We start from the raw sequence: 5,335 nt of genomic DNA, 5'->3' as shown, positions 1-5,335 counted from the left end.
CGAAGACCAATCGGGCAGTGAGCAAGTGTATTTACACGCACAAAAAGATTGGCACACCGAGGTAGAAAACGACCGCGTGACCGAGATAGGTCATGACAATCACCATCAGGTACATAACGACCAATTTCATCGTGTGATGGGCAATGCGCATCATACCGTGGAGGGAGAGAGTCGCACCCGTATTAGTGGCAACCACTCCAATCTCGTCAAAGCCAGTGAGTACTATAAAGTCGGTAAGGTTCATGCGGTGGAAGCCGGAAGTGACATTCACCTAAAAACGGGCGCTAAACTGGTGATCGAAGCCGGTGCAGAAGTTACCTTAAGTGCCGGCGGTAGCTTTGTGAAAGTGGATGCGGCAGGCGTGCATGCTTCTGGTGCCGCGGTGAACTTAAACTCAGGCGGCAGCGCAGGCAGTGGACCAGGCTTTAATGGCCAAATGGCGAAGCGTCCCAAAACTATCGACGCCTTGGCCGATCCCGAAGCCGCGCCACTCCCCGATATCCAAGCGGTTGATGTAATGACCACATCAGAAACACAGCAAGGGGCACCGACGCCATCGTGGGCGCCGAGAACAGACGATACGCCATCATTGGCGCCTAAACGTCAAGTAGAAGCGCTAAAGGGACAATCTCCTTTATGTGAGGAGTGCGAGAAGTGATGACTATTTTGGCGCATAGCAATCTTTTCGATAGCGTCCCTGACATGCAGCCGCAAGAGGGTCATCGTTTGTATTTGATGGTCGATGGTGGACAAATTGAAGACATTGCGCAGCAACTATATGGGTTAGAAGGAAAGCTAGACATTATGCCTGTCTATACGCAACCGCCTTATGACCAGCTGCTCGCGGTTTCTCCCTTTGTTGTACGATTGACCGACGCAGTGTGGGCATGGTTTACGACTCTCAATCAACCCACTGCAGGATATGTATTCGCGTCTTCACACCCCGGGCTTGATGTAGCACATCAGTTACGGGATTTCATTCAAGTGCTGTCACCCTATGGCAGTAAGGTGTTCTTAAAGCTGGCGCACAGTGAATGCATTGATGCGTTGCTATCTAGTGATTTTGGTGGTTTTTGGTCCTTAATGTCTGCGCTTTGGCTGCCGACGCGTGAAGGTTGGCAAGTTTATCATGCCCCTGAGTCGGCCAAATCAGTCTCGTTGCCCTATCAGCTCTCTGATCCGCAATGGAGCGCGCTTGGTACCGTGGTTTGGCGAAATCAAATACAAAGCCTTAAGCAACATATGCAAACTTACTTTCCTGAGCGTCTTACCTCTCAGTCAGATCCCGACCAATGGGTACAGACGTGGGCAGACACTGCCTATCAGCAAGGATTTCATACCGGGCAAGACCTCACGCAATTTTTCAATGTGTTAGGTTTTGTGGGAGAACAAGCGCTCGATGCATCTGTGTATCCCGATATAAGCAATCTTGTTCTTAATCCATCGGCAAGGACACCCTCTCAGCGCATTGAGCAAGCGGCCTTATTGGCAAAACACGAATCAGAACAAGCCGAGTCTCACTTATCGAACCAGCAGGAGCAGCTATGAGTGACCCAATCTCAGCGGCCAAATGTGCCAACAATCAAGATAGCCGCGACCCAACCGGACCGTGTCCTTTAAAAGGTGGCAGCGTTGGTTTTGTTCCTGTGCGTTATGCGTTCGACAATGGCTATGATCAAGACGATTACACACCAATATTTGCTTTACCTAAAAAGTGGCAAGGTGAAGCGTGGATCGATGCAGAGTATAGCCAGCGCACATTGCGCCAACTAAGGGACGGTTGGCTGTATGTCTATGACCAAGACGCGGAGCGTCTCGATGAATACCAAGTGTCTGGTACCAAACTCATTAAAAAGCTGAATGATGACAGCGATGGCGAAACATCAAGCCGTTTAAACTATCCGGTTAAACACACGGTCTATTTGGCGTTTTCGCATCTACGCTGGACGGTGCGCTTAAAAGCGCTGATGCAAGAAAAGGGTCAGCTACGCAGTGCGTGGATGCGAGAGCTCGATCTTGATTATTATCGCGAGAATATGGCGCATCCACACACCGGCAGTTTAAAGCAACTCGGGCAAAGTGTGATTGATATTGGCGAGGACTCTGCGCCGGCTGGGTTATTTGCAAGTACGTGTACACCGCTTGATGAAGTCGATGATCTAGAAACCGATGAGCAAGACGTTCAACACCAGAACGTTGCACAAAAGCCAGGTAGCACGGTCACTGACTACAAGGTGGACTTGGATAAACCCAATGAAGGCTTTTTTATTGCGCTGGATGATAGGTTGGCCGATGTGTCTGATTTGTTCTTGCCTTTATCTCAAGAAGTAGCGCGACAGAGTGTTATTTTAAAAGACGAAGAGAACATGCATAAGCTCCAAATGGCTGAGCTGACGCGAATGCTAGCAGGCGTGAAATTGGAGCAAGACGAAGTACCCAGCTCAGTGAAGGGCGATCCCACAAGAGAGCTGGCATTCGAGCGCCATGTCGTCGACTTTCTTGCGACACAACGGCTTGCTGACCAAGAGCGAGCGGCGTTAGAAAGTAATCCCAATGTCGCGACTGTGCCGATGACACCACTGCAAGAAGAGGCCTTAAATAAAGGGGCGCTTCTTGAGGAACAATACGATTACCAACTCACTGAAGAGCAAAAGCGGCGCTGGTCTATGTTCAGCGATGAAGTGGATTGGGAAGCGCTAGAGGCATTTCTCTCGGACCATTACAACCAATTACAAGGTCTTGATGCGCGCATTGCCACTCGCTACAAAGACTTTATGCATGGCCTTAAACAATTAAGCACCGAACCAGCCATTGTGGGTGTAGACAATCAAGACACCGATCATTTGGTGTATTTGCTGAGCTTAGTGAGTCAATACTTGGTAGGCGTTAAACACGCGATAAACAATGAGGAAGCACAGGCTGAACTGAATAAAATTCTGGACTTTGATCAGCCTGATAATCTCTTGGCGCTGGCGTCAGTGGGTTTCTCAAAAGACAATTGGCAAGCACTGAACGATGAAGTGCAGAAGATTGAGCATCATTTTATCGGCTTAGATAAACCGGGAGACATGTTGGCATTGTTTAGTGCGATTGCTAACTATGATGGGTTCACGGGCGATATTCGTATCCAAGAGAAGGAATGGTTTAAATCGCTTTCAGAGCCTGTTAAAAAAAGTTTTGCTGCGTTGCAACATGCGACATCAGGTGCGGCAGAACAGACGTGGCGAGCGATAACCAACCTGTTGTTTCCTAGCCAAATGAATACCGCGCATAGCCCTGCAGGCATGATCAGTAATTTACGGCTAGTGATATTGGAGGTAATCGTTAATCCAGAAGCGATTGTTGCACACAACCCAGACTATCCGGCACAAGTCTCGGCATGGCAGCGAAAGATGAATGCCGAAGTCGCGATCATTACACGTATTAGCCAACCACCGGTGGGGCAATCAACTCCCAAAAATCATCAGATTCAAACCATGCATGCCGCTCAGCAGAGGCTGCAGAAGTTATTGAGTAGTGAGTTACCTCAAATGGTCACGCTAAAGCATCAAGCGGCGAATGATGCAGCGAAAAAAATGCTCAATCAAGCCATTGAGCGCATCTGGCAAAAAGGCACACAAGCTGCTCAAACATCGTGGAATAAGCTCGGTAAAATGGGAGGCATACTTGCGATCCTCAATATTTGGAATAGCGCGTCAGTCTTGCATAATATTCGCTATAAGGCTGAGCAGTATCCAGAGACGAGCTTATGGGCAAACCCAGCACTAAGAGAAGCGACCTACTCAACCGCTTATGCGGTGTCCGCGATCTCGGCGGTTTGGCGAGATGCGGCATGGGAAAAAATGGTCGGGGATAAAAAGCTCTTAGAAAGAAGCTTGAGTGAAGCCTTGGAGAGGACTCCTAGTGCCTCAAAGGCAGCAACGTTGAAAACCTTTGCTAAAACCACAGCGATGGTGTCGTTATTTGGCTTATTGGCAACAGGGCTAGAAACGTGGGAAAGTGGTGAAAACGCGTGGAATACAGACCATTCACCGATGGAGCGGTTTGGTTATGGTCTAAAAAGTTTATCAACTTTCGCTCAAGTTATGGTTTTTTCTACACAGCTAGTGGCCAATACATTAAGCCGACTTGGCATATTCAATATCAGTATAGGTGCGATCATTACTCGTTGGATGTTGACCACACTGATGGTGGCAGGTTTCGTATATCTGATAGCAGTTGTGGTCATTAATATTTTTAAACGCTCAGAGCTGGAAAAGTGGTTACTTCATTCAACTTGGGGAAAGCAGACGAAACAATGGGAGTTTTTCGAAGAGCTGGAGAGTCTAGAGAATATTATTAATAAGCCTCAAATTCGGCTGAACTCGGTTCCTAATCGCCTCCCTTCGCAATGGATGGACGTTGGCACAGAGCAGTGGCAATTAGAATTAACTCTGCCTGCGTTTACTCGGGATACAAAAATTGGTTTACAAATCACCCGTAAACCCAAAGATAAGAGCTACCACTACCGTGTTGCCGAGCCGCAATCTACATTGGTGGTCAATGAGCAAGGTGGTACATGGAGCACAGATGAGGAATCAGGAAGTCCTATCTACCGACTAAATATGGGCGGTACCACTGACGATACGGTGGCGGTACTTGTCAGTATGCCGTTTGCTTGGCAAGCATCAGAAAGTGAGACGCTGGGCTATGTGGCTATCGGCAACCATCAAGGTAACCTAACCGTAAACCTAGCACCGAAAGACAAAGAACTTGCCAAGCGTACCATTGAAGTGAGAATTGAAAAATGAGTATTAGCGAAACTATAGATCCCATTGAAAAGAGACTCTATGAGGCGGAAATCGTCCACTATTGGGAGCATAAAGGATGGGGCGGGAAATTTGACCACCTTGGAATTTGGGGACTATCAATTTTTGCAGGGCTAACCCCTTTTTGCTTTCTATGGTTTGTAATCGACGAGCTCACTATAGACTCCATTGCATTTTGGGGATTATTTTCTTTCATGACGATGATGGTATTAGTCTCAAGGTATCTTTTTTTCCCCGACAAGCATCGCTGTTACTACTTAACGCCTCTGGGTATCCATTACACAGAAAAAGACATGATCCCCGATGTTGCCTATCAAGTGGCACGTGGTTTGGCATGGGTGGGTATTGTGGTCTGTGTTATTGCCGTGTTTGTGCTCGGTCCTCTAGCGTTTGTTGGGGCAGGTGGTTTTGCGCTGATGTCGTTTGGAATGACGAATTTTCGTCCTAATGTAAATCACTCTTATATCTTGATTTCTGAGCGTACGGTTGTGTTTGACTTAGAGAATGATGGGGTGCTGTCACTTGAA

General features: G+C 47.7%; 4 protein-coding genes. All 4 read left to right on the top strand.

The window, feature by feature from the left end:
- The coding region (locus BZJ21_RS16365) for a bacteriophage T4 gp5 trimerisation domain-containing protein (protein ID WP_449329003.1) at nt 1–658 on the top strand (658 nt) is incomplete at its 5' end.
- On the top strand, nt 658–1,548 hold the full coding sequence (locus tag BZJ21_RS14955) for a DUF4123 domain-containing protein (RefSeq protein ID WP_077670215.1): 891 nt from the start codon (nt 658–660) through the stop codon (nt 1,546–1,548). The genes BZJ21_RS16365 and BZJ21_RS14955, both read left to right, overlap by 1 nt.
- Complete coding sequence (locus tag BZJ21_RS14950; protein WP_077670214.1) at nt 1,545–4,790, top strand: T6SS effector BTH_I2691 family protein; 3,246 nt, start codon at nt 1,545–1,547, stop codon at nt 4,788–4,790. Before BZJ21_RS14955 ends, BZJ21_RS14950 begins: the two co-directional genes overlap by 4 nt.
- Nucleotides 4,787–5,335: hypothetical protein (locus tag BZJ21_RS14945; RefSeq protein ID WP_077670213.1), on the top strand; the 549-nt coding region annotated here is incomplete at its 3' end. The genes BZJ21_RS14950 and BZJ21_RS14945, both read left to right, overlap by 4 nt.

Origin of the sequence: Salinivibrio costicola subsp. alcaliphilus, from assembly GCF_001996185.1 — a bacterium.
Taxonomy (GTDB): Bacteria; Pseudomonadota; Gammaproteobacteria; order Enterobacterales; family Vibrionaceae; genus Salinivibrio; species Salinivibrio costicola.
The sequence above is the reverse complement of the archived record's forward strand: the minus strand, read 5'-3'. Positions and strand labels throughout refer to the sequence as shown.